This window comes from Micromonospora noduli (assembly GCF_003264475.1).
GTDB classification, from domain to species: Bacteria; Actinomycetota; Actinomycetes; order Mycobacteriales; family Micromonosporaceae; genus Micromonospora; species Micromonospora noduli.
In genome coordinates, this window is sequence record NZ_PYAC01000017.1 from 167872 (window position 1) to 193034 (window position 25163).

Sequence of the window (25163 nt, forward strand, 5' to 3'; positions counted from 1 at the left end):
CATGACCAGAAAACTACGACGAACCCTTGCCGCGGTAGCGGCCTTGGCGACACTGCTCCCGGCAACGACGGCGGCCGCGGCCGCACCACGAACGGCGGCCGCCCCGCAGGCGGCGGTGCCGCAGCAGACCGCGGTCCTGGTGTTCCACGGCCCGGTGGCCGAGCAGCAGGACCCGGTTTCTCGCGCGGTGGACACCATCAAACAGCTTGGTGCCGTTCATGACATCGATGTCACGGCCACCACGGACCCGGGCGCCTTCACCGCGACCGGGCTGTCCGCGTACCGCAGCGTGGTCTTTCTCTCCGCGACGGGCGCCGCGCTGAACCGCGACCAGGAGTCGGCGCTCCAGAACTACGTCAAGGCCGGCGGCGGTTTCGTCGGCATCGCCGACGCCGCCCGAGCCCAGGTCGACTCGACCTGGTTCACCGGGTTGATCGGCACCCGCCCGGCCGGCGCCATCCCGGTCGCCGAGCCGGTGACCCGGGTGACCGCCAGCGGCGAGAACCCGCCCAACGAGACCAAGGAGAAGCTGACCGACGGCGACGCCAACACGAAGTGGCTGGTCCGCACCCCGACCGCCTGGGTGGCGTACGAGTTGAGCGCACCGAAGAAGATCACCGGGTACGCGCTCACGTCGGCCAACGACTCCTCCGGTCGGGACCCGAAGGACTGGACCCTGCAGGGCTCCACTGACGGTCAGAGCTGGACCGACCTGGACCGCCGCACCGGGCAGACCTTCCCGGACCGGTACCAGACCCGGCGGTTCGACATCGCCGCGCCGCAGGAGTTCACGCGCTACCGGCTTAACGTCACAGCGAACAGCGGTGAACCGCTGGTCCAACTCGCCGACCTGCGCCTGTTCACCGGCAGCACCACCGCCCCGGAGCCGCCCGCGGTGAACCGCGCGGTGGTGAACATCCTGGACCGCAAGCACCCGGCCACCGCGTCGCTGCCGATGACCATCACCCGGTCCGACCGCTGGGAGAACTGGGACCCGAACCCGATCGGCACCGTGCACACCCTCGCCCAGGTCGAGGAGCGGCACTACAACCCGGGGGCGGCCGCCAACGGCGCCTTCCACCCGGTGTCCTGGTGCCGGGACTACGACGGCGGCCGGTCGTTCTACACCGGCATGGGCCACACCGAGGGCAGCTACGGCGAGGAGGCGTTCCGCACGCACCTCGCCGGCGCTCTCAACTGGACCACCGGTCGGGTACGCGGCGACTGCCAGGCCACCATCGCCGCGAACTACAAGGTGGAGCGACTCACCGCAGCCAACCAGACCGGGCAGCTGGACCAGATCGGCGAGCCGCACGGGCTCACCATCGCGCCGGACGGCACTGTCTTCTACGTCGGCAAGGCGGCCTGCCCGAGCGGCCCGATCGCGGACTGGAGCAACCCGAAGGTCGGCCTGGGCTGCGGCACCATCCACTCCTGGGACCCGCGCACGAAGCAGGTCAAGCTGCTCACCACGCTTGAGGTGATGGGCAACCGGGGCAGCGGCTCCGAGTTGGTCAAGAACGAGGAGGGTCTGCTCGGCATCGTGCCCGACCCCGCGTTCGCCGAGAACGGCTGGCTCTACGTCTACTGGATGCCGCACGACTCGGTCGACCGGGTGAAGCGGGTCGGTCAGCGGACCGTCTCGCGGTTCACCTACGACCGTCAGGCGCAGACCATCGACCAGGCCACCCGCAAGGACCTGTTGCAGTTCCCGGTGCAGATCCACAGCTGCTGCCACGCCGGCGGCGGCATGGCGTTCGACGCCAAGGGCAACCTCTACGTCGGCTCCGGCGACAACAACTCCTCGGAGGGGTCGCAGGGCTACGCCGGCAACAACTGGACCCAGGAGTACCAGGGGATCTCGTTCCAGGACGCCCGCCGCACGTCGGGTAACACGAACGACCTCGCCGGCAAGATCATCCGGATTCACCCGGAGCCGGACGGCACGTACACCATCCCGGAGGGCAACCTGTTCCCACCGGGCACCGAGAAGACCCGACCGGAGATCTACGTGATGGGCGTGCGCAACATCGCCCGCCTTCAGATCGACCCGGTGCACCAGTGGCTGACCGCCGGCTGGGTCGGCCCGGACGCCTCGTCGCCCAGCCCCACCCTGGGCCCGGCGAAGTACGAGACGGCCACCATCATCACCTCCGCCGGTAACCAGGGCTGGCCGTACTGCATGGGCAACCGGCAGCCGTACCGCGACCGCAGCAACACCGACGCGACAGTGCTGACCGGCTGGTACGACTGCGACAACCTGAAAAACGAGTCACCGCGCAACACCGGACTGGTGGACATCCCGGCGGCCCGGGACAACATGATCTGGTATTCGCCCGACGGCGGCGGCCCGGTGTTCCCGAAGCGGACCGACGGCAGCGGCCTGCCGACCTACGTGGCGGCCGACGCCACCTACACGCAGCCGTACCTGCGCGGCGGCGGGCAGGCCATCATGTCCGGCCCGACGTACCACCGCAGCCTCGTCGACACCGCCAGCGGCGTGGCGTGGCCGGAGCACTGGGACGGCAAGTGGTTCATCGGCGACCAGTCGAACGCCGCCAACCGGGTCGCGGTCACCGTCGACCCGGCCGGCGTGCCGCAGGCCGCCCCACCGGTGTACGCCGAGTCGCTGCGGGCCATCATCCCCGGTGGCAACGGCGACAACCGGTTGCAGAGCTGGATGGACGCGAAGTTCGGCCCGGACGGCGCGCTCTATCTGCTGGACTACGGCGGCGGCTTCTTCAGCCTGCACGCGAACCAGAAGCTGATCCGGATCACCTACACCGGCGGGGCGCCCACCCCGGCGCCGGCGGCGACCTCGGTCGCCGTGCAGAACAAGCCACTGACCATCGCCTTCACCGGTTCCCGCTCCGGCGGCGTCAGCCACCGCTGGGAGTTCGGCGACGGCGCCACGTCGACCGAGGCGGACCCCCGGCACACGTACGCCACTGTCGGCACCTACACCGCGAAGCTCACCGTCACGTACGCCGACGGTCAGACCGCGACGGTGCAGACCACTGTGACTGTGGGCTGCGCGGTACCCGACGACAGGTCGACGGTGTGGCTCGGCGACACCGACACCGGGGTGCCCAGTCGCACTGTCGGGCAGGGTTGCACGGCCAACGACCTGATCGACGACGAGAGCACCTGGACCGACCACAACGGTTTCGTCCGGCACGTCACCGCGGTGGCCCGCTCGTTGCAGGACGACGACCTGCTCAGCACCCGCGAAGCGGGCACCCTCACCCGCCTGGCCGCCGCGTCGGAGATCGGCCGGGACGGGCACACCGGGTACGAGCCGCTCTTCGACGGCACCGCCGAGTCGCTGCGCGGCTGGCAGCAGGCACCGTCGGGACAGTTCGGCATCCAACCGGACGGGTCGCTGCGCTCCAGCGGCGGCCTGGGCATGCTCTGGCACACCAAAGAGCTGGGCGACTTCTCGCTGAAGTTGCAGTTCCGGGACATCGCGCCGGGCACCGGCCGGGCCAACACCGGAGTCTTCATCCGGTTCCCGGATCTGCGAACGCCCCTCGACCAGCGGCCACCGGACAGCTGCGGCACGGTCGGGTCGGCGCGGACCTCGCCGGCCTGGATGGCGATCTACTGCGGACACGAGATCCAGATCTACGACGGTGACACCGGTGAGCCGCAGAAGACGGGCTCGGTCTACAACTTCGACCCGGTGCCGCTGGCCCAGGCCGGCGTGACGCCGAAGAACGAGTGGAACGACTACGAGATCCGCGCCGTCGGGCAGCACTACACGATGATCCGCAACGGCGTGGTGATCAACGAGTTCGACAACACGCCGGGCAAGCAGTCGTCGCGCGCCGGCGACCCGCCGACCGACCTGCGGCAGTTCCTGCGCGGCTTCATCGGCCTGCAGAACCACGGTGACAACGACCTGACCGAGTTCCGCAACATTCGTGCGCGGGAACTCTAGGAGTGACGATGACCCGACGACTGACGGCCGCGCTGGCGGCGCTCCTGCTCACGGTGATCCCGTTGGCAGTGGCGCCCGCCTCCGCCGCCCCGCGTGTCGCCGCCGACCAGGTGCTGACCTGGACCGCCGACGACAGCATCACCCAGTACAAGTCCGCGCCCACCACGGCGGTGGCCGGAGCGACCACGATCATCTGGGAGAACAGCGCGGCCACCGGAAACACCACCGGGATGCCGCACACCCTGACCTTCGACACCAGCACCGAGGGCTACAACCACGACGTCACAGTCAACATCCTGGCCAGCCCGTTCGACGCCAACGACGGCCGCCACCAGGCGACCGTGACGCTGACCCCGGGGCGGTACCGGTACTTCTGCTCGATCCCCGGCCACAGCTCGATGGTCGGTGAGCTGGTGGTCACCGACGGCGGTGGCGGCGGTGACACCACCGCGCCGACAGTGACCGCCGCGGTCTCCGGCGACCAGGACCAGGACGGCAACTACCTCGGCGCGGCCACGGTGACCGTGACGGCCACCGACGCCGACTCGGGGGTCCAGACCGTCGAGTACCAGGTCGACGACACCAGCTTCCTGCCGTACACCGAGCCGGTGCGAGTGACCGCGATCGGTGACCACGCGGTGCAGTTCCGCGCCACCGACCAGGCCGGCAACACCAGCGCAGTCGGCTCGGTGGCGTTCCGGATCGTCGAGCCGGGGGAGGAGGACACCACCGCGCCGGTGGTGGCGGTCGCGCTGGCCGGCGACCGCGACGGCGACGGCAACTACATCGGTACGGCCACCGCCACGTTGACCGCCACCGACAGCGGATCCGGCGTCGCCACCATCGAGTACGCCCTCGACGGGGCGGCCTTCACCGCGTACACGAACCCGATCGTGGTGAACGCGGCCGGGATGCACATGCTGCACTACCGGGCCACTGACGTCGCCGGCAACACGTCGGCGGAGCAGATGTCCCACTTCACAGTCGTCGAGCCGCAGGCCGAGGACACCACCCCACCCACTGTCGCCGCCACGGTGGCCGGTGACCGCAACGACGACGGCGGGTACGTCGGCGGCGCGACCGTCACCGTCACGGCCACCGACGCCGAGTCGGGCGTGGCGAAGATCGAGTACGCGCTCGACACCGGAGGCTGGACGGCGTACGCCGCTCCGGTCGCCGTCCGCGCACCCGGCGCGCACACGGTGCGGTATCGGGCGACCGACACGGCGGGGAACTCCTCCACCGAGCAGTCGACGTCGTTCACCGTGGTGGTCGACGACACCGACCGCTGCCCCGATTCGGACACCCGGGCCACCGTGATCATCGACGGGGGCGACACCGGTGTGGCCAACGTGGACACCGGCGACGGCTGCACCATCAACGATCTGATCGACGAACACGCCGACTACCCCGGCCACGCCGAGTTCGTCCGACACGTCGAAGCGGTCACCGCCGCGCTCGTGACCGGCGGCACGCTCGACCGGCGGCAGCAGGGCGCCATCGTCCGGGCCGCGGCCCGATCGGACGTCGGCGCATGAGTCCTCGAACCTCACCGACAGGGAGTACCACGATGCCCGGACGTACCGTCGCCAAGCTCGCCACCGTGAGCGCCGTCATCGCGGCCTCGGTGCTGGCCGTGGCGCCCACCGCACACGCCGACCTGGTCACCCACTGCATCGGCACCGGCGGCGCGGTGACAGTGCCCAACGACCTGCTCGTTCCCGCCGGCGAGTCCTGCGCGCTCACCGGCACCACGATCACCGGCAACGTCACCGTCGCGGCCGGCGGCAACCTGGTGGTGACCGGTGGCCGGGTCAGCGGTGAGGTACGAGTCGCCGCCGACGGGTACCTCGACGCCACCGAGACGACAGTCGACGGCCAGGTGGTGCTCGCGGCCGGGGGGTACGGCATCTTCCTCAAGGACGCCCGCATCGGCACCGTCACCGTACGGCCGAAGGGCTCCACGACCATCGACAGCTTCCTGTTCGCCGAGGCGTCGACGGTCACCGGGCACGTCAACGTCGGTGCCGGCGAGGTCCGGCTCGACCGGGGCACCCAGGTGCAGCGCAACCTCAGCAGCACCGGCACCTACTACACCGACCTGCACGACTCGTTCGTCGACGGCACGCTGTCGGTGCTCAACAGCGCCACCGGCAGCGTGGTGTGTGGCAGTGCGGTCCAGGGCCGGGCCACCTTCGCCGGCAACCTGGGCGGTGTGCAGCTCGGCCCGAACGGCACCCTCGACAGCTGCGCCTCCGGCGGTTACTGGGGTGGGGACGTGAGCGTCACCAGCACCACCGGTGGCGTCACTGTCGACGACAACATCATCAACGGTCAGTTGGCGGTGACGTCCAACGACCCGGCCGCCCAGGTGGCCGCGAACAACCGGATCCGTGGCGGGGTGACCGGTGACCAGGCGGCACCTGCCACCAACCGTGCGGCCCGGGTGGCCGGCCCGGACCGGGAGGACGCCGGTGACGAGCGGGCCGAGGTCCGCCGTACCTCGGCGGTGCAGGAGGCCACCGAGGCGGGTGCCGCCCGGCTCTAGACGAGCAAGTACCAACCGTGGCTGGGGCGGTGGGCGCGCAGCCGGCGGTCGGCGGTGACCGTCGGTCACCTCCGTCGGGGCGGATGCGGCAGTGAGGGGTATACCTCAAGGTCATATTCATACCTCTGAGGTATACCGCTCACCAGCACATCGACAGGGCGGGCTAGCCAAAGCGCCCGCCGTCAGCCCCAGAGTCAGCACGAGTGCGAGGCACACGCGACAGCGGCCGGTCGTCCCCAGGGGGTGACCGGCCGCCGCCGTCGTACCGCGTCGACTAGAAGTTACCGGCCGAGTTGCACTTGACGCCCTGGTCGAGGCAGTTGCGCACCCGTGCGGCGAGCGCCTCGTCCTTCCACGCGTTGAAGAAGTCCGCGTGCATCGAGAACGACGTGCCGGACGCGAGGGTGATGCCGTCCGTGTTCGCGCTCAACGGGTACGAGATCACGAAGGACACCGACGGGACGGGCACCGGGTGGCTCTTCGGGCAGGCCCCGGTGTGGTCCCCGTTGGCCATGTGCGCCTTGTGGTCGGGGCTGTCCAGGTGCTTGCCGTCCCAGCAGTCCGGGAAGGTGATCTGCCGGACGATGTTCGCGGTCTTGGCGCAGACCGGGAACGTCTTGTCGGCGCTGCGGCCGATCTCGCCGCCGATGCCGGCGCACCAGAAGTGGTTGCCCTGCTTGTCCGGGGTGTCGACCTGGTTCTTGGCGTTACCCGTGATCATTCGCAGGCCGAACGGGAAGGGCTGGGTCCTGCTCGGGTCCTTCAGGCGGGAGCCGTAGTAGACGGTCACCTCCTTCGGGTCCACGACCTTGCCGTTCTGGTACATCGTCGGCACCCAGTAGGCGGACTGGTCGTCCGGCGAGTTGCAGGTTGTCGCCTTGGACGCCCGCAGCGACTCGGCGGTCGAGTTGGCGTCGGTCGACCTGTTGCCCCAGAACGTGTGGTTGTGTGAGCCGCCCACCAGCTTCGGCAGCACGATCGGGTCGTCGCTGTTGTGGTGGCTGGTCGTACAGCCGACGTTGAATTCGGGCACCTTGACGGGATTGCCGGTCACCGGCTTGGGCTTGCGCGCGAAGAACGCCTTCGTCGCGGCGGCCTGCGCGGCGGCGTCGATGGTGATCCAGCCACCGGATGCGGTGGGCGGGGCGGCGCTGGTCGCCGGCGTTCCCGGCTTGCCCGGCGCGGACGGGGTCGCCGAGGTGCCCGGGGCGCTCGGGGTGGCCGACGGGTCGCCCGGGGCGGCGGGCGTCGGCGCATCCGGGCCGGACGAGCCGATGCCGGTGTCGCTGGACGGGCCGGACCCGCCGGGAGTGCCCGGCGCCTCCTTGCAGCCGCCAGCGAGCGCCACGCTCACCAGCAGCAGGGCGGTGACGGAACGGCGGTGTCGAGGGGTGGATCGAAGATTTATCAACGGGGGGGGCGCACCTTTCTTCCGAGCACGAAGAATACGAGTCGGCCCCCTGCTCGTTTCCAGGTGAAACGATTAATTCTCCCTTAAATATCGCTCTGCGATTGCCTGGTCGGCTGTGCGGAGCCGCCGTGGTGTCGGATCAATCTCAATTCTTTGATTTTTCTTCAAAAACTGTAATCGGCGACTGTGGCGCCACTCCACTTTCTTGAGTGGTCGGCCGTGTCGGGTCAGCAGCGGTCGCGTGCCTTGCGCAGGAAGGTCTCCCGCGACACGACCTTCGTCGAGTTGTGTTCGCGCGGCGCCAACACCTGATCCGGGCCGATCCGTGGCAGGTCCGCGAGGGTGAAGTCCACCGAGAGGGCCTCGCTGCGGCTTGAGCCGTCGAGGGTGTAGATGACCCCGGCCCGAAATTCGGTGAGCAGCTCGACGTCCACCTCGGTCGCAGAGCTGTCGACAGCGTCGGCGACCTCCCAGCCCTCCGGCGGCTGACCCAACAGCGCCACCTCGACGACCTCGCTCGCGGGCGGGCCGCCGATGCGCCACCTGATCAGAGATCGTTTGCCCGGTTCACCCTTATGGTCGTTCTCGAACACACGGATATTGGCGTCACGGTCGTCGCAGGTGACCAGTACGCCGACCGGCCGGCCGTCCTGGACGGCGAGAGCGACAATCGGCTGCTCCGCAGGCGAGCAGGCGGTCAGGATAAGGAGGGGGAGCGGGAGCAGAATCCATGGACGTCGTCTTCCGCGCATGTTGGCAGCATTCCACGGCGGCATCACGCTTCGATGCCCCGAGGATCACGAAAGGGAAGCGCAACCGAGGGCCCGGACCGCGTGCCGTGCCGTACGTTCCCACCTTCGCTGCGTGATTTCCGAAAACGGCGCAGGGCACCGCGGACGCGGAGAGAATTGCCGCCACGGAGCACGCGGAAGCCGGGGGACGTTCGATGGGTTTACGAAGGCGTATGGCGCTCGTTGCGGTGACCGTCGCGGCGACACCGCTGGTCCTCGGTGGGTGCACCACCGAGCGGAAGGCCGCCGTGCGTCAGGCTGAGCAGGTGGTGCCCTCGCCCGAGTTGACCCTCACGCCCGCCGATCTCTCCCGGGACGTGCCGCTCAGCGCCGAGGTGGTTCCGCTCGTCACGGGCGGGAAGATCACCACCGTGCGCATCGTCGACGACGCGGGCGCGCTGGTCCGGGCGGAGCCACGCGCGGACGGCTCGGCCTGGGTGCCGACCACTCCGTTGCGGCCGCAGCACACCTACACCGCGTCCGTGACCGCCACCGGCGACTCCGGGCGGACCACCACCCGCACCATCACCTTCACCACCGCGGCGACGTCGACGAAGCCACAGGTGAGCAGCACCCTGTACTTCGCCGACAAACAGACGTACGGCACCGCGATGCCGGTGACCATCGGCTTCGATCCGCCCATCGCCAGGGCGGCCCGCGCCGACGTGCAGCGTCGGTTGTTCGTCACCACGAAGCCGGCCCAGCCGGGCGTCTGGTCCTGGGTGGACGACGGCAGCCAGGTCTACTACCGGGCTCCCGACTTCTGGCGGCCGGGCACGACCATCAGCGTCCGGGCCGGCCTGGAGGGCCTGCCCATCGGCAAGAACCACATCGGTGACGCCGACCGCACCGCGACGTCCCGGATCGGACGGCAGGTGGCGCTCGAAGTCGACAACGCCACCAAGCAGATGCGCGTGCTGCGCGACGGCAAGCTGATCCGCAGGATCCCGGTCAGCCTCGGCAAGCGCAGTACCCCCACGTCCAGCGGCAAGATGGTGATCATGGAGAAGCACCAGTACACCACGTTCGACACGCGGGGCGAGCCGAACGGCGGCTACGTGGTGAACGTCAAGGACGCGCAACGGCTCACCTGGGGCGGCGAGTTCATCCACGGGGCACCCTGGTCGGTGTCGGATCAGGGACACCGCAACGTCTCGCACGGCTGCACGAACATCTCGGCGGCCAACGCCGACTGGTTGATGGGCGTCACCCAGGTCGGTGACCTGGTCACCTTCACCGGCACCGAGGTCCGGCTCCAGCCGGGCAACGGCTGGACGGCCTGGAACACCAGTTGGGGCCAGTTCGTCAAGGGCAGCGCGCTGCCCGTACCCGCGGATCTGCGACCGGCCCCGGCCCCGACGCCGCCTGCGCGTGCGGTCGCCGGTGGCGTGCCGACGCCGGGGCCGTCCGCCTCCGGAGGCTGAACCACCGGCTGCCCGGCGGGCCCTCGCCGCTGGCCCGGCAGCCCTACCCTCCGGGCCATGACGTACGAGCCGATGATGGTTCCCGCCCCAAGGCCCAACCGGACACTTCGTACGGTCCTGATCGTCGTCGGCGCCCTGCTGGCCTTGTGCTGCGTGGTCGGCACCTGCGTCGGCCTCTGGCTCTACCGCTCGGTCAAGGACACCGTCGAACCGGTCCGGGTGGCGGCGACTGCCTACCTCGACGACGTGCAGGCCGGCAACTACGCGGGCGCGTACGGGCGGCTGTGCGACCGGGTGCGCGACACCATGCCGCAGGAGGACTTCGCCCGGATCCAGAGCGCGCAGTTGAAGATCAGCAGTTACGAGATCACCGGCGTGAACGTCAACAACTACAACGGGCGGGTCACCGGGACCGTCCAGGTCGAGGCGGTCCAGGCGGCCACCGGTGCGAGGTTCACGCAGGGGGTCGCGCTGATCAAGGAGGACGGCGACTGGCGCGTCTGTCAGTGAGTCACCGCGCCGCGCTGCAGGAGAGTCGGTATGCGAGCTACGGTAAAACCTGACGTTCACGTGAGGGACATGGCTGTGTGACCGGCGTCACCGGCCGGGGGAGGGTCGATGCGGATCGGGGAACTCGCCACGAAGACCGGGGTGTCGGTACGAGCCCTGCGCTACTACGAGGAGCAGGGCCTCCTTTCTGCCGCACGGAGCAGTGGCGGCCAGCGGCACTACCTCGACGACGCGGTCGACCGGGTGTATCTGATCCAGATGCTGTACGCCGCCGGCCTGTCCAGCCGAACCATCCTGGACCTGCTGCCCTGCGTCGACGCGAAGGTCAACACACCGCAGTCGCGGGCCATGCTCCGCGCCGAACGCGACCGCATCGATCGGCAGATCACTCAACTCCGGCAGGCGCGCAAGCGGCTCGACGAGGTCATCGCGCTCAGCGAGAGCCCGACAAACGGTTGCACCCGAACGGACACCGACGCCGTGGTGGCGTAGCGACACAGTCCGGTCGCCGGCTTCTGACCTCGCGGCGACCGGTGGCAGCTCAGCAGGGCGGCGCTCGGCGTGTCGAGCTGCTCAACTGCCAACGATCAAGGGATGGGCCAGCTCCGGGATGCCGTAGTGCTGGTCGAGGACCTGCATCGCCGCGCCCGCGGCGATCACGTCCGCGCCGAGGCTGGACAGGGCCACAGTGGTGCTGAGCCAGTCCGCGCGCCGGGCGTCCGCCCCGACGGCCTCGGTGACCGCCGCGAGATAGGTCTGCGAGTGTCGGAGGAGGTCCGCGCCGGCCAGCACCACGTGGGCGAGGTCGAGGGTCTGGAGCAGGTTGACGACGCCGACGGCGAGCACGCGGGCGGCGTTTGCGATGTCTCCGGCCTCGGCGGCCCGGTGGTGCACGATCTCCAGGCACCCGTGCCGGCCACAGACGCAGCGGGGCCCGGTCAGGTCGACCACCGTGTGGCCGAACTCGCCCGCGTTGGTGTGCGCCCCCCGGTGGGCCGCGCCGCCCAGCCAGAAGCCGCCGCCGATGCCGGACTCGACCATGATGAGGGCCGCATCGCCGAACGTCGCGCCGTGCCGCCAGGCCTCAGCCGTGATCCCCGCGGTGACGTCCTTGTCCAGGTGGACGGGGAGGCCGAGGTGCTTTTCGGCGATCTCGCGCAGCGGTACGTCGTGCCAGTGCCGCAGGCCGTGGGCGTCCCGGACCAGGCCGTTGGCGTGGTCGAGTGGGCCGATCATGCCGATGCCCAGCCCGGTGAGCCGGCTGCGCAGGTCGCCGATGCCGGCCATCGTGTCGATGCCGACGCTCAGGGCGTCGAGGAGTTGCTCCGGGGTGAAGTCGCGGGGCAGTGGGCTGACCGCCGAGTGGTGCACGGTGCCGGCCAGGTCGACCAGGACGAGCCGCAGCGTGCGTCGGGCCACGTGGGCGCCGATCGCGTACCGGCTGTCCGGGACGAGTGCGTAGACGACAGCGGGCTTGCCGATGCCTGGGCGCCGGACGCCGGCGGGGCGGATCAGGCCGTCGGCGGTCAGCCGGGCGATGACCTTGGAGACCGCCTGTGGTGTCAGGCCGGTGGCCTCGACCACTGTCGAGCGCTCGAACGTGCGAGCCGTGCGCCCCACCGCCATAACCAGCGCCTGGTTGTAGCCGCGGAGGAAGGTGACGTCGGCAGTGACGCGAGTCATCTCACCACCCTATTACGCAACGCTGTTGCTAAATTTTTTCGGTGATCGAGTTGAGTAGAGGTCGACGGTTGGCGGCGCTGGCCGCCCTGGCACTGGGCGGCGTCGCGGTCGGCCTGACCGAGTTCGTGGCGATGGGGCTGCTGCCCGACATCGCCCGCGGTCTGCTCCCGCACGAGTACGCGCAGTCGTCGTCGGACGCCATCGCCCGGGCGGGCTGGATGATCACCGCGTACGCGCTCGGCGTGGTCGTCGGCGCGCCGCTGATCGCCACGTTGAGCGCGCGCCTGCCCCGCAAGAAGCTCGTCCTCGGGCTGCTCGTACTGTTCGCTGTCGGCACTGTCGCGTCCGCGCTCGCGCCCACCTTCGACCTGGTGCTGGTGGCCCGGTTCGCGGCGGCGCTGCCGCACGGCGCGTACTTCGGTGCGGCGGGTCTGCTCGCGGCGACCCTGATGGGCCCCGGTAACGAGGCCCGTGGTTTCGCCACGGTGCTCGGCGGTCTGACAGTGAGCAACCTGGTCGGCGTACCCCTCATCACGCGGCTCGGGCAGGCCGTCGACTGGCGGGTCGCGTACCTGGTCATCGCCGGCTTCTTCGTGCTCACCCTGCTGGCGGTGCTGGCGGTCGTGCCGGAGGTCGCCGCGGCGGTCGACGGCTCGCCGGCCACCGAGTTGCGGGCGCTGCGGACCTCGCAGGTCTGGCTGGTCGCCGCGACCGGCGCGGTCGGTTTCGCCGGCTTCTTCGCGGTGAACACCTACATCGCTCCGGTCACCACCGACGTCACCGGCCTCTCCGCCGCGACGGTGCCGTGGGCATTGGTCGCGGTGGGTCTCGGGATGACCGTCGGCAACGCCCTGGGCGGCTGGCTGGCGGACCGTGACCTCCACCGGAGCATGGTCATCGGTTTCGTGGCGATGATCGTGAGCATCGCCGTGTTCAGCCTCGTGGCGTCGTCCCGCGTCGGTCTGTTCGTGGGCGCGTTTCTGGTCGGTGCCACCAGCCTCTATCTCGGTCCGGTCCTGCAGGCGCGCCTGATCACCGTCGCCCCGGGAGCGCAACTGATGGGCGCGGCGCTCAACCAGTCGGCCATGAACATCGCGAACAGCCTGGGTGCCGCGCTGGGCAGCGTCGCCATCGCCGCCGGCCTCGGTTACCTCGCGCCGGCCCGGGTGGGCGTCGCGCTGGCGATCGTCGGGTTGGTCCTGGGGTTGGTCAGCTTCGCCGTCGGGCGACGAGTGCGCGAACGGGGCCCGGCCACCGTCTGACGAGCGCGGGCGGGGCCCGGCCACCGTCTGACGAGCGCGGGCGGGGCCCGGCCACCGTCTCGACCTGAGGTGGCCGGGCCGTGCGCGAGACGCGGTCAGAAGTCGTCCACGCTGACCGTCACCCGGTCGGTGCTCGACCTCCAGTTGGGCACGTTGATCACCTCGTAGCCGCCGCCGCGTTGGCCCACGGTGATCCGTACCAGGCCGAGGTGTGCCGGCGTCGCCGGAACGAAGACGTCCATGCCGGTGATGAAGGTCTGGCTGAAGAACTCCGGCAACGGGGCCGTCAGGTCGGTGACGCCGTCGCTGCCGTCGTCGAAGGCGAAGATGCCGATCGTCCGCTTGGCGCGGGGTGTGTTCGCCGCGTTCAGGACATCCCTGCCGTTGATCCAGAGGTGGTCGCCGGCGTCGCCCTGGTCGCCCCACCACTCCTTCTGCCGTTGGATCGTGAGCGCTGTGTGCCGGTCGCTGGTCTCGACCAGGCCGCTGAGGCCCTCGCCCGGCTCGCTGGTCGCCAGGCGCACCAACGAATCCGAGCGGAGAAACGGCTGAAAGTAGAAGTGGTGCGTCGCGGCGCCCGGGCGCACGATGGCGAACTCGTAGCGAGCCGTGGCGAGCACCGGTAGAGGGCCGAACGAGCCGTCGCCGCCGAGTGACAGCCGATGCGCGGGCCGGTGCGACAGTCGGCCGCCGGTCAGCGGGCTGACCGGGTAGACCTCAAGAGTCGCACCGGTGACACCGACGTTGCTCGGGAAGAGCACGGCACGGCCGGAGACGCGGGCGGCACCGAAGAGTTGCGGCACGATCCGCGTCGTGTGGGGCGCGCGGCCCCGGAGGAAGCCGAAGATCTCGGTGAACGACTCCGCCGATGACACGGTCTGGGTGTGCGACTGGTCCGGCAGGTGCACGTTGGTCGCGCCGACGACGGCGCGGGCCGGGTCACCCTCGCCCCAGATGGCGAGCGTGGGCACACCACCCGGCGGGGAGGTCGCGGGGCGCCCGTCCAGGTTGACGTAGTGCGCGACCCGGGCGGCACGCTCCGGTGAGCTGTTGAGATAGGCCTGCGAGACGAAGGTGCCCAGTGAGTGCGCGACGAGGTCGACCCGGTCCGCGCCGGTGGCCGCCAGCAGGCGGGAGATCCGTGCGTCGAGTCCCGCGTACACCTGGGGCAGGATCGTCGCGACGTTCGGGGAGTCGTACTCGTGGGCTTCGATGATGTCGATCGGGTACCCGTTGCTGGCCAGCCGTTTGGCCTGGGTCTCGAACTGCGCCGCCGATCCCGCGCTGCCGTGTACGAAGATCACTGGACGGTACGTCGGTGTGGCGGCGGCTTCGGCGGCGCGTGGAACGGCGACGGCGGACAGGCTGGCCGCGAGGGCGACCCCGGCCAACACGGAGAGCAGGCTCCGGCGAGATGTGTGCATCGATCCTCCACCTGGACGGACGAAGTATTTGCACTACTAGCGCAAGTATCGTGTCAGGGTGGGGAGCGATGGTCCACACCTTCCGGTCAGTTGACCTTCGTGGCGAGCAGGTCGCCGACGGCGGCGCGGACCGGGTCGGGGTTCGACCAGCTCCAGTTGGGGTGCGCGCGGTTGGTGAGCAGCGCCAGGACGAGTTTGCGGTCGGGGGCGACCAGCAGCGAGGGGCCGGCGAATCCGGTGTGGCCGAAGGTCCGGGCCGAGGCGAGCTTCCCCATGAACCAGCTCTGGTCGAGGACGACGCCGAGGCCGTGCGCCGAGGTCCGGTTGGGGCGCTCGGGGTCGATGGCGGGTTTGCCGGCGTTGTGGTTGGTGAGCATCCGGCGCACCGTCGCCGCGGCGAGGATCCGCTCGCCCCGGTGGGTGCCCTCGTTGAGGAGCAGCTGACCGATGGCGGCGAGATCGGTCGCGGAGGCGAAGATGCCGGCGTGGCCGGCGATGCCACCGAGGTGATTGGCGACGTCGTCGTGGACGACGCCACGGAGCAGCCCCCGGGACGAGCGGGCGTCGGTGGCGACCAGCCGGCTGGCCTTCGCGGCGGCCGACAGCCAGCCGTTCGGGTTGAAGCCGGTGTCGCGCAGGCCGAGCGGGTCGGTCAGATTGGTCTTGAGCGCCTGATCGAGCCGCTGGCCGGTGACCTTCTCGACGATCTTGCCGGCGACCATGAGCCCGACGCTGGAATAGCGGAACGTCTTCCCCGGCACGGCGCCGGAGACCAGCGGCGTGCCGAGCACGGCGTTCCAGCGGGCCGCGTTGTCGGGCAGGCCGGTGACCTTGGCGCCGACGGGAAGGCCGCTGGTGTGGGTGAGCAGCATCTCGACGGTGATCCGCTCCTTGCCCGCGCCGGTGAAGGCGGGCAGGTAGTCGCGCACCGGAGCGCCGAGGTCGACACGCCCCTTGTCGACCTGCTGCAACAGCAGGATGGCCGTGTACACCTTGCTGACCGAGGCGAGGTCGAAGATGGAGTCCCGGCGCATCGCGACGCGCTGGTTCGCCGCGAGCAGCTTCGGACCCGCCGAATAACGCAACGCCTCACCGACAGCGCTGTGCACCGTCACCTTCCCGCCCACCAGAACGAGAGCGACAGCACCGGGAAAACCCTTGTGTTGCACGGTCTGCGGGGTCGCGGGCAGGTGTCGCCGGAGCAGAGCGGTCACGTTCTGCGCGTAGCGGGCCTCACGAACTGGTGGGTTGCCGCCGACCGGTGCGTCCGGTGCCCTGAGCGGCGGCCCGGCGTCTCCCGCCGGACCAAATCCGGCCCGGCTGCCGGTGGCGCCCTTCCCGGTCGCGGCGTCGCCAGGGCCGGCCGAACCAGGGTTCGGCGCGCCGGTGGCACCGCAACCGGTAAGGGCGGAGGCCGCGGCGGCCAGGCCGGCCCCGAGCAGAGTTCGACGTGCAACGGACATGCCGGAAATCGTGACAGCCAGCCAGAGTACGCGCCACTGACCCGTCCGAACGTCGGACCCGTCCGGCCCGCCGGTCAACAGGCGGTCATCTGGCGGACACAGGCGGTTGCCGTTCAGGTGGTTGTGCGACGATCGGCGGGCAAAACGTCGAACGACCGTCCACCGGTCTGTCCGCGCACGGTCGCGGACAGTAACCGGGGAGGGCACACACCCCGTTACCCCCTTGGAGAGCACGATGTCCCTCTCCCCGTCCCGGGTCTTCGCAGAGCTGAATGCGGCTCGACCCCCTGACCAGCCGTCCCCGACGATGGGCACGGCCGTCGTGGTCGGCGGCAGTGTCGCCGGTCTGCTGGCCGCCCGGGTGCTGTCCGACCACGCCGACACCGTCGTCATCATCGACCGGGACGACCCGCAGGTGACCGGCGCGCGGCCCGGCGTACCCCAGGGGACGCAGTTGCACGCGCTGCTGCCCGGCGGCCTCTTCCAGCTGGAGCGGCTGTTTCCCGGATTCCGCGACGAGGCACTGGCGCGCGGAGCGGTCGAGGCGCCGCCCGCGGCCCGGCGCAACTACCTCGACGGACGTCTGAAGGTCGTCGTCCCCGACGACGCCGACAGTCTGGCGGGCAGTCGGCCGCTGCTGGAGGGCCTGATCCGCCAGCAGGTGCTCCGACTGCCCAACGTCAAGACGATCACCGCTCGCGCCACCGGCCTCGTGTTCGACGGCTCCGCTGTCACCGGGGTCCGCTGTGAGGTCAGCGGGGTGCCCGGTGTCGAGCGCGGTGACCTCGTGGTGGATGCCATGGGGCGGTCCAGCAAACTGTCGGACTGGCTGGAGCAGGCCGACTGGGACCGGCCGGTCACCCGGCGGATGACAGTGCACCTCAACTACGCGACCGCCCTGTTCCGTCGCCCGGAGGTGACGCCGGACTCGACGGTCGTGCTGGCATTGAACACCCCCAGGGCGCAGGCGGACGTGGCCGGGGCTGCGTTCTTCGCCATCGAGGACGGCCGGTGGATGGCCATGATGGCCGGTTACGGCAAGGACCGCCCGGGGCGCACCGCCGACGACTTCGTCCGTCGCCTGCGCGAGCAGTTCCCACCGGAGTTCGGCGAGGTCGCCGACCAGGAGATGATCGGTGACGTCCAGACCTACCACCACGCCGACAGCAGGCGACGGGACTTCCACGCGCTCAAGCGGTTCCCGGCCGGTCTGATCAGCGTCGGCGACGCCGTCGCGTCGTTCAACCCGGTGTACGGGCAGGGCATGACAGCGGCGGCCCTGCACGCGGCCTGCCTGTCGACGTACCTGCGGTCCGGTCCGGATCTGCGGGCGCCCGCGCGTCACTACCTCGCGCTCCAGAAGGTCGTGGTCGACGCCGCCTGGTCGCTCTCCACCTCGGCGGACCTGGCGTTGCCCCACGTCGACGGGCCCTACCCGCGCGGCTACCGGCTCTCCAGGTGGGCCAGTGGGCAGATCATCGCCGCGACCGTCACGGACGTGGCGACCGCGCGGCGGTTCAACGACGTGGTTTCCATGCGCGAGCACCCGCGCTCACTGGCCCGGCCCGGCGTGCTCCTGGGCGCCCTGCGGGCCAACCGGCGCACACACTGAGCGGGTGACCCGGCGGCCTCGGCAGGAGGCCGCCGGGACAGCCCATTACCGGGGGAGCTTGCGGAGGATGTCGACCACGAAACGGTGGTCGTCCAGCTGCGGCAGCCCGGAGACACCGACCCAGCCCACCACACCGGTGCCACGCACGCGCAGCGGCACCGCGCCCCCGGCCGCCGCGTACCGCGAGGCCGGCAGGCCGAACCTCTCTGCCAGCGTCACCTGCTTGTCCTGGCACAGCCGGGCCATGTAGAGCGAGGAGTGCTCGAACCGCATCACCACCCGCCCCTTGCGGCGCAGCCACGCGTCGTTGTCCGCCGTCGACCCCGGCAGGCCACAGTGGAACAGCTGCCGCCCGGCCCGCCACACGCCCACCGAGACCGGCAGCCGCTGCTCGGTCGCGGCGGTGACGGCGAGCATCCCCAGCTCGTACGCGTCGGTCTCGGACAGACCCGCGAGCTCCAGCTCGTTCTCCTCGCGCAGCAGCTCGTCCAGCGTCGGCCACGATTCACGGTCAGCTGACATGTTCTTCTCCTTTGGTGCGGGCGATCGTCCTCGTCCTGCGGGGCGATCACCAGGCGCAGGGCGCGTAGTCCTTCAAAAAACAGCCGTACAGATCCTCGCCCTGCTCGCCGCGGACGATCGGGTCGTACACCCGGGCCGCTCCGTCGACCAGGTCCAGTGGGGCGTGGAAGCCCTCGTCGGCCAGCCGCATCTTCGTCGGGTGAGGGCGTTCGTCGGTGATCCAGCCGGTGTCGACGCTGGTCATCAGGATGCCGTCGGTCAACATCTCCTCGGCGCTGGTGCGGGTCAGCATGTTCAGCGCCGCCTTGGCCATGTTGGTGTGCGGGTGCCCCGGCCCCTTGTAACCGCGACCGAACTGGCCCTCCATCGCCGACACGTTCACCACGTACTTGCGGCGGGCCGACGCGGCGGCCATCACCGGACGCAACCGGCTGACCAGCACGAACGGCGCGGTGACGTTGCACAGCTGCACTTCGAGCAGCTCGACCGGGTCCACCTCCTGGACCCGCTGGACCCAGCTGTTGACCGAGTCGAGGTCGGGCACGAGACCTCCGGCGTCGATGGCCGTGGACGCCGCGATCCGTTCCGGCGAGGCCGATCCGCTGGTCAGTGCCAGCGCGGTGAGCGCGTGCGGGGTGAGCGCTGTCGACTGTGGCCCGGCGGTCAGGCTGCCCACCGGGCCGCCCTGCCCGTCCGGCTTGGCGAACGTGATCAGCTCCGGCAGCGGGCCGTCCGGCAGGGCCGCGGCCTCGGCGGCGATGAGCTGCGCGTACGCCCCGGGGGACCGGCGGACGGTCTGCGCCGCGTTGTTGATCAGAATGTCGAGGGGGCCCTGGCTGCTGACGTCGTCGGCGAGCGCGATCACCTGGGCGGGGTCGCGTAGGTCGATCCCGACGATGCGCAGACGGTGCAGCCAGTCCGCGCTGTCGGGCATCGCGGCGAAGCGGCGGACCGCGTCGTGCGGGAACCGGGTCGTCACCGTCGTGTGCGCGCCGTCGCGCAGCAGCCGCAGCGCGATGTACATGCCGATCTTGGCCCGGCCGCCGGTGAGCAGCGCACGCCGGCCGGTCAGGTCGGTGCGGGCGTCGCGGCGCTCCCGGTTCAGGGCGGCGCAGGACGGGCAGAGCTGGTGGTAGAAGGCGTCCACCTCACGGTAGCGCTGCTTGCAGACGTAGCAGCCGCGCGGGTTGTGCAGGAAGCCGGCCGTCTCGCCCGCGACGGAGGACGCGAGCGGAATGCCCTGTGTCTCGTCGTCGATCCGCCCCGGAGCGCCGGTGGCGGTGGCCTCCGTCACCGCGCGGTCGGCGGCGAGGATGGCGTCCCGCCGCTCCTCCCGCCGCCGCTGCTTGATCACCTTGTAGAGCCGGGCGGTGGCCCGCTGCACCTGCACCACGTCGGGGTGGTCGGAGGGCAGCGCCTCCAACGCCTCGAAGACGCTGAGGCAGGCCTCCAGCCGGCTTCGGTCAATACCCTCTTGACCGTTTTCGGTAATGTTGTCCACCGTCATGCGTCGTTGTCTCGTCCCGTATCCCGTGCCGGCTCCAGCCGACCCGCCCCAAGTCCGACCCGAAACGGTACGCGCCTCACGGCCTCCGACGCACCTCGCGGCCGCTCGGCGTGGTGCGCCTCGCGGCGCTGTCAGTCGGCGTCGGCGTGGCCGAGACGCCAGTAGCCCATGAAGGCCACCGCCCGCCGGTCCATACCCCGCTCGGCGACGAGGTGCCGGCGCAGGTTACGGATGACGCCGGCCTCCCCGGCCAGCCACGCGTAGAGCGGCGCCGAGGCCACCCGCTCGGGCACCTCCCACAGGATCTCGGTGTCCACGTCGACGTCCGGCACGGGTTGGGCGGCCGTCGACGCGCCGGGGGCCAGCAGTTCCCCGGCCGCCGCGACGACGGCGGGCACCAGCCGGCTGCCGTACCCGTCGGCACCCCGGGCCAGCCAGCGGACCTCGACGCCAGGCGGCGCGAGCAGCGGCAGCACGTCGGCGGCGTCGGGCACCTCCAGCACGACAGTGCCCCGGGTGTCGAGGGGGAGCCGCTCGCAGATGCTGCTGATCGCCGGCACGGCGGTCTCGTCCCCGGCCAGTAGCACCGTGCCGCCGGTGGACTGTCGAAACTCGACCCCGCCGTGGTTGCCGTCGAAGCCGGCATCCGGCCCGACCAGGGCGATCTCGTCGCCGACGCTGGCCCGCCGAGCCCAACGCGTCGCCGGGCCACCGTCGCCGTGCAGCACCAGGTCGACATCGACCTCGGCCAGGTGCGGCCGGACCGCCCGCACCGTGTAGGTGCGTATCGGGTTGCGCAGGTGCTCGGGCAGGGCCCGCCACGTCGCGTACCAGTCCGCGCCGTCCGGCAGGGTCGCCCGGTCCTGACCGGGCAGCGGCAGCGCCAGCTTGATCCGCTGGTCGTAACCGTTGTCGGCGAAGCGGTCCAGGTCCGCCCCGGTGAAGGTCACCCGGGTGAAGGACGGGCTCAGGCGACGTACCGCCCGGACGGTGACGGCGAACACGCGCCACGGGGCGATGGGCAGGGTCTCGGTCATGGTGCCTCTCTCGACTCGGGCTCGCGTCTACCGGGTGGTGCTCGCCACGGCGCGGGAGCGCCACAGCAGCCAGACGAAGTACGGGGTGCCGATCATGGCGGTGACCAGGCCGGCGGGGATCTGGGCCGGAGCGATGACCGTCCGACCGAGGGTGTCGGCGATGCTGACCAGCGCCGCGCCGAGCAGGGCGGCCACCGGGAGCACCCGGGAGTGCCGGCCGCCGACGAGCGCCCGCGCGGCGTGCGGGGCGACCAGACCGACGAAACCGATGACCCCGACGGCCGAGACGGCGGTGGAGGTGAGCAGCGCCGCCGCGCCGAGCGCGATCAACCGGGTGCGTTCCAGTCGGACGCCCAGCACCCGGGGGGTGTCGTCGTCCAGCGCCATCAGGTCGAGTTCCCGACGGGCGGCGACCACGGCCGGAGTGAGCACCAGCAGGGCGATCAGCACCGGCAGCACCTGGGTGGGCATCCGGCCGTAGGTGGAGCCGGACAGCCAGGTCAACGCCTTCCCGGTGTTCCAGGGGTCGAAGGCCACGACCAGGTAGGTGATGACCGCCATGCCGCCCTGCCAGGCGCCGAAGCCGATCAGCACAAGTCGGTCGGAGCTCAGTCCGCCGCGCCAGGCCAGGCCGTAGACCAGGGCGAACGCCAGCATCGCGCCGAGCCCGGCGACGCCGGAGACGGCCCACACCCCGGCCAGCGGCACGAAGGTGAGCAGGGAGACGGCGCCGAGCCCGGCGCCGGCGGTGATGCCGAGGATGCCCGGTTCGGCCAGCGGATTGCGGCAGACCGCCTGCACTGTGGTGCCGGCGACCGCGAGCGCCGCGCCGGCCAGGACCGCCGCGGCGACGCGCGGCCACCGCTGGTCCAGCACAAAGGTGTACGCGGGCCCGGTGGTGCCGTTGACCCAGTTGACGACGTCGCCGAGCAGCACCCAGGTGTCACCGGCGAGCATGCCGACCGCCACGGCGCAGACGGTCAGGACTGCGGTGACGGCGACGACGCCGCGGTGGAAGGCGGCGGAGCGGACGGCCGCGTGCCCTCCGGGCGGGCGACGGGTGGGACCGGCGTCGCGGTGCCGGCGGGCCAGCCAGATGAGGATCGCCGCGCCGAACAGGGTGGTGACCACGCCGGTGGGGATGTCGACCCCGGCCTGCCCGCCCATCACGGCCCGCAGCAGCACGTCGGAGCCGAGCACGATGATGACCCCGGCGATGCCGGACAACGGCAGCAGGATGCGGTGCCGGTGTACGCCCGGCACCATGGGGGCGAGCAGCCGGACGATCACCGGGGCGCACAGGCCGACGAAGCCGACCGGGCCGGTGAGGGTGACGGCCGCGGCGGAGAGCAGCACGGCCAGCACCATGACTGTGAGCCGGGTGCGCCGCACGTCGAGGCCGAGCACTGTGGCGGTGTCGTCGCCGAGGGCGAGGATGTCGAGGCGGTGCCCGAGCAGCACGAGCACGATGGTGGCGCCGACGATCACCGGGGCGAGTTGGGTCAGCGCGGTCAGGTCGCTCTGCACCAGCGAGCCGTTCCCCCAGGCGAACAGCCCGATGGTGGCCTGCTCGAACAGGAGCAGCAGCAGTGTGGTCACCGACCCGAGAGCCAGCGCGGTCGCCGAGCCGGCGAGGATCAGCCGGGTGGTGCCGGCCTGCCCACCGGAGGACATCGCCATCACCAGGCCGGCGGCGGCCAGCCCGCCGCAGAAGGCGAGGCCGCCGGCGGGCAGCGCGGGCAGTGAGACGCCGAACGCGGCGACGGCGACGATCGCCAGGTGGGCGCCCGCGTTGACCGCGAGGGTGTCGGGGGAGGCGAGCGGGTTGCGGGCGATCGACTGCAACGCCGCCCCGGCGAACCCGAGCGCCACGCCGATGGCGAGCCCGGCGAGCAGCCGGGGCAGTCGGGACGCGATCAGGACGCGGGCCGCCTCGTCGTCCGCGCCGGTCGCGAGCCGCAGCAGGTCGAGGGCGCCGACGTTCGAGGTGCCCTGGGTGAGGTGCACCGCGCCGACCACGAGCAGCAGCAGGGTCGCGGCGACGAAGACGACGGCGACGCGGGGCACGGCCTGGTGTCCGCCCGGAGCCGGCCGGGTGGCCGGCGCCGGGCGTGGGGGCGCGTTCAGCACGCTCACACCGTGTACGTCCTGACGAGTTCGTCGATGTACTGCTTGCCGGAGAGAGGACCGCCGAAGGTCCAGATGCCGTTGGGCATCTTGTGCAGGTTGCCCTTCTGCACGAAGGGCAGCGACTTCCAGATGGCGTTGCCGGCGAGACCGTCGGCGAACACGTCGTCGCCGTCGGAGGCGTTGTAGAAGAGGTGCATGTTCGGGTCCTTGAGGACCGTCATGCCCTCGACGTCGGTCTGGCCCAGGCCCCACACCTCATCGGTCTTGCCGGTCCAGGCGTTGGTGAGGCCGAGTTGGATGCCGATCTGGGAGACCAGCGCGCCAGTGCCGAACATCCGGATGCTGACGGTGCTGCCCTCCTTCCAGCCGTCGGCGATGGCGAACGGACGGCCGGCGGCACCCGCGTCGGCGATCCTCTTCTTGCCGTCGGCGATGGCTGCGTCGAAGTCGGTGAGCAGCTTCTCCGCCTCGGTGGTCTTGCCGACCGCCTTCGCGATCATGTTGAGGTCGGTGCGCATCCGGCCGAGGTTGTCGGTGGCGTCACTGCCCTTGGCGACCACCACGGGCACGAACTTCTCCAGCTGACTGACCATGTTGGCGCCCCGGTCGTCCTCCATCACGACGAGGTCGGGCTGGAGGGCGACGATCGCGTCGACGCTGGGCTCGCCGCGGACCCCGACGTCCTTGACGCCCGGGTCGAGCTTCGCGGAGGTGACCCAGGTGCCGTAACCCTTGGGGTCGGCGACACCGACGGGCATGACGCCCAGGCTGACCAGCAGCTCGACCTCGCCCCACTCGAGCCCGACGACCTTCGTCGCCGGCGCCTTGAGGGTGATCTCCTTGCCCCGGCTGTCGGTGACGGTGACCGGGCCGCCGGCCGCCGAGGCGGAGGTGTCGGGGGCCGTGGCGTTCTCGGTGGTGCCGCAGGCGCCGAGCGTCAGCGCGGCCACGACGGCGATGAGGGCGGTGAAACGGGTACGGGTCATGACGGTCTTTCTCTGCTGTGGATGGGGGTGGTTCAGACCAGGGCGCGGATCTGGTGCCGCCCGACCGGGCGGGTGGTGACCAGTCCGCTGGCCGGATCGGTGGTCACCTCGATGCGGATCCCGTAGGTCTCGGTGAGGGCGTTCTCGGTGAACACCGTTGCCGGGGTGCCGGTGGCGCGGACCCGGCCCTGCTGCAACAGGACCACCTCGTCGGCCACGGCGGCTGCCTGGTTGAGGTCGTGCAACACGACGCCGACGGCGACGCCGTGATCGTCCGCGAGGTCACGGACCAGGTCGAGGATCTCCACCTGGTAGCGCAGGTCGAGGAACGTGGTGGGTTCGTCGAGGAGCAGAACCGGGGTGTCCTGGGCGAGGCAGGTGGCCAACCAGACCCGCTGCAACTCGCCTCCGGAGAGTTCGTCGACGGGACGGTCGGCCATCACGGCGACGCCGGTGACGTCCATGGCGCGTGCGATGGCGCCGGGACCGTCCGGGTCCTCGGTGCGCCAGCGCCCCCGGTAGGGGTGGCGGCCGTAGCCGACGACGTCGCGGACGGTGACTCCGCTGGGCACCGGCCGGCTCTGGGCGAGCAGGGTGACCCGCCGGGCGAACTCCCGGGCCGCGAGGCTGGCGGCCGTGACGCCGTCGGCGAGGTGCACGATTCCGGCCTCGATCGGGTGCAGCCGGGCCAGGGCCCGCAGCAGGGTGGACTTGCCGCTGCCGTTGGGCCCCACCAGTGCGGTCACGGCACCCGCGCGCAGGTTGATCACGGCACCGTGCACCACCGGCACACCGTGATAGCCCAGACGGAGGTCGACGCCGGACAGGCTGCGCTCCCCGTTGACCGACGCCAACTCGTTCTGCATGAGGTTAGGCTAACCTAACCAAATGACGCCGTGTCAAGCCGGTCGCG

General features: G+C 70.9%; 19 protein-coding genes. 8 read left to right on the plus strand and 11 right to left on the minus strand.

Annotated features, from left to right (window positions below):
* Position 1 precedes the first annotated feature (1 nt).
* From MED15_RS19535 to MED15_RS19545, 3 genes are read left to right on the plus strand one after another with little or no spacing between them, the layout of a single operon-like run.
* Positions 2–3940, plus strand: coding sequence for a ThuA domain-containing protein (locus MED15_RS19535; RefSeq protein ID WP_112736527.1), 3939 nt, complete (start codon positions 2–4; stop codon positions 3938–3940).
* 8 nt (positions 3941–3948) lie between these two features.
* Positions 3949–5478: an OmpL47-type beta-barrel domain-containing protein gene (locus tag MED15_RS19540; RefSeq protein WP_112736576.1), complete on the plus strand. Its 1530-nt coding sequence runs from the start codon at positions 3949–3951 to the stop codon at positions 5476–5478.
* 32 nt (positions 5479–5510) lie between these two features.
* Positions 5511–6488, plus strand: coding sequence for a hypothetical protein (locus tag MED15_RS19545; protein WP_112736529.1), 978 nt, complete (start codon positions 5511–5513; stop codon positions 6486–6488).
* A gap of 274 nt (positions 6489–6762) precedes the next feature.
* On the opposite strand, the gene MED15_RS19550 is transcribed toward MED15_RS19545, so the two are convergent.
* Positions 6763–7899, minus strand: a complete 1137-nt coding sequence (locus MED15_RS19550) for a DUF1996 domain-containing protein (protein ID WP_146754612.1) — start codon at positions 7897–7899, stop codon at positions 6763–6765.
* Positions 7900–8126: 227 nt separating this feature from the next.
* On the minus strand, positions 8127–8678 hold the full coding sequence (locus tag MED15_RS19555; protein ID WP_146766734.1) for a hypothetical protein: 552 nt from the start codon (positions 8676–8678) through the stop codon (positions 8127–8129).
* 185 nt (positions 8679–8863) lie between these two features.
* Here MED15_RS19555 and MED15_RS19560 point away from each other — a divergent pair, with 185 nt between their 5' ends.
* The 3 genes from MED15_RS19560 (at position 8864) to MED15_RS19570 (ending at position 11116) form a co-directional block, all read left to right on the plus strand.
* Positions 8864–10114 (plus strand): L,D-transpeptidase, encoded by a 1251-nt coding sequence (locus MED15_RS19560; protein ID WP_208646696.1) that lies wholly within the window; start codon positions 8864–8866, stop codon positions 10112–10114.
* 57 nt (positions 10115–10171) lie between these two features.
* On the plus strand, positions 10172–10624 hold the full coding sequence (locus MED15_RS19565; RefSeq protein ID WP_112726229.1) for an Rv0361 family membrane protein: 453 nt from the start codon (positions 10172–10174) through the stop codon (positions 10622–10624).
* 108 nt (positions 10625–10732) lie between these two features.
* The gene (locus MED15_RS19570; RefSeq protein WP_112584475.1) at positions 10733–11116 is read left to right on the plus strand and encodes a MerR family transcriptional regulator; all 384 of its coding nucleotides are present in this window, start codon (positions 10733–10735) and stop codon (positions 11114–11116) included.
* A gap of 81 nt (positions 11117–11197) precedes the next feature.
* Here MED15_RS19570 and MED15_RS19575 read toward each other — a convergent pair whose 3' ends face one another.
* Positions 11198–12307: an ROK family transcriptional regulator gene (locus MED15_RS19575; protein ID WP_112736534.1), complete on the minus strand. Its 1110-nt coding sequence runs from the start codon at positions 12305–12307 to the stop codon at positions 11198–11200.
* Between the two features lie 41 nt (positions 12308–12348).
* On the opposite strand from MED15_RS19575, the gene MED15_RS19580 reads away from it, so the two are divergent.
* Positions 12349–13569, plus strand: a complete 1221-nt coding sequence (locus MED15_RS19580) for an MFS transporter (protein WP_112736536.1) — start codon at positions 12349–12351, stop codon at positions 13567–13569.
* 95 nt (positions 13570–13664) lie between these two features.
* On the opposite strand, the gene MED15_RS19585 is transcribed toward MED15_RS19580, so the two are convergent.
* A complete protein-coding gene (locus MED15_RS19585; protein WP_112584478.1) occupies positions 13665–14993 on the minus strand; it encodes an alpha/beta fold hydrolase in 1329 nt (442 codons plus the stop codon).
* Positions 14994–15079: 86 nt separating this feature from the next.
* Positions 15080–16456: a serine hydrolase domain-containing protein gene (locus tag MED15_RS19590; protein WP_112736538.1), complete on the minus strand. Its 1377-nt coding sequence runs from the start codon at positions 16454–16456 to the stop codon at positions 15080–15082.
* Positions 16457–16691: 235 nt separating this feature from the next.
* Here MED15_RS19590 and MED15_RS19595 point away from each other — a divergent pair, with 235 nt between their 5' ends.
* Entirely contained in the window at positions 16692–18068 is a 1377-nt protein-coding gene (locus tag MED15_RS19595) for an FAD-dependent oxidoreductase (protein ID WP_112584537.1), read from the plus strand.
* Positions 18069–18113: 45 nt separating this feature from the next.
* Here MED15_RS19595 and MED15_RS19600 read toward each other — a convergent pair whose 3' ends face one another.
* The 6 genes from MED15_RS19600 to MED15_RS19625 form a co-directional block, all read right to left on the minus strand.
* On the minus strand, positions 18114–18590 hold the full coding sequence (locus tag MED15_RS19600) for a heme-degrading domain-containing protein (RefSeq protein ID WP_112584538.1): 477 nt from the start codon (positions 18588–18590) through the stop codon (positions 18114–18116).
* A 46-nt stretch (positions 18591–18636) separates the two neighbouring features.
* Positions 18637–20097 (minus strand): SDR family oxidoreductase, encoded by a 1461-nt coding sequence (locus MED15_RS19605; RefSeq protein ID WP_091406888.1) that lies wholly within the window; start codon positions 20095–20097, stop codon positions 18637–18639.
* Between the two features lie 131 nt (positions 20098–20228).
* Positions 20229–21134: a siderophore-interacting protein gene (locus tag MED15_RS19610; protein WP_112736540.1), complete on the minus strand. Its 906-nt coding sequence runs from the start codon at positions 21132–21134 to the stop codon at positions 20229–20231.
* Positions 21135–21161: 27 nt separating this feature from the next.
* On the minus strand, positions 21162–23261 hold the full coding sequence (locus MED15_RS19615; protein ID WP_112736578.1) for an iron ABC transporter permease: 2100 nt from the start codon (positions 23259–23261) through the stop codon (positions 21162–21164).
* Positions 23262–23266: 5 nt separating this feature from the next.
* Positions 23267–24250: an ABC transporter substrate-binding protein gene (locus MED15_RS19620; protein ID WP_112736542.1), complete on the minus strand. Its 984-nt coding sequence runs from the start codon at positions 24248–24250 to the stop codon at positions 23267–23269.
* 32 nt (positions 24251–24282) lie between these two features.
* A complete protein-coding gene (locus tag MED15_RS19625; RefSeq protein ID WP_112736544.1) occupies positions 24283–25116 on the minus strand; it encodes an ABC transporter ATP-binding protein in 834 nt (277 codons plus the stop codon).
* Positions 25117–25163 lie beyond the last annotated feature (47 nt).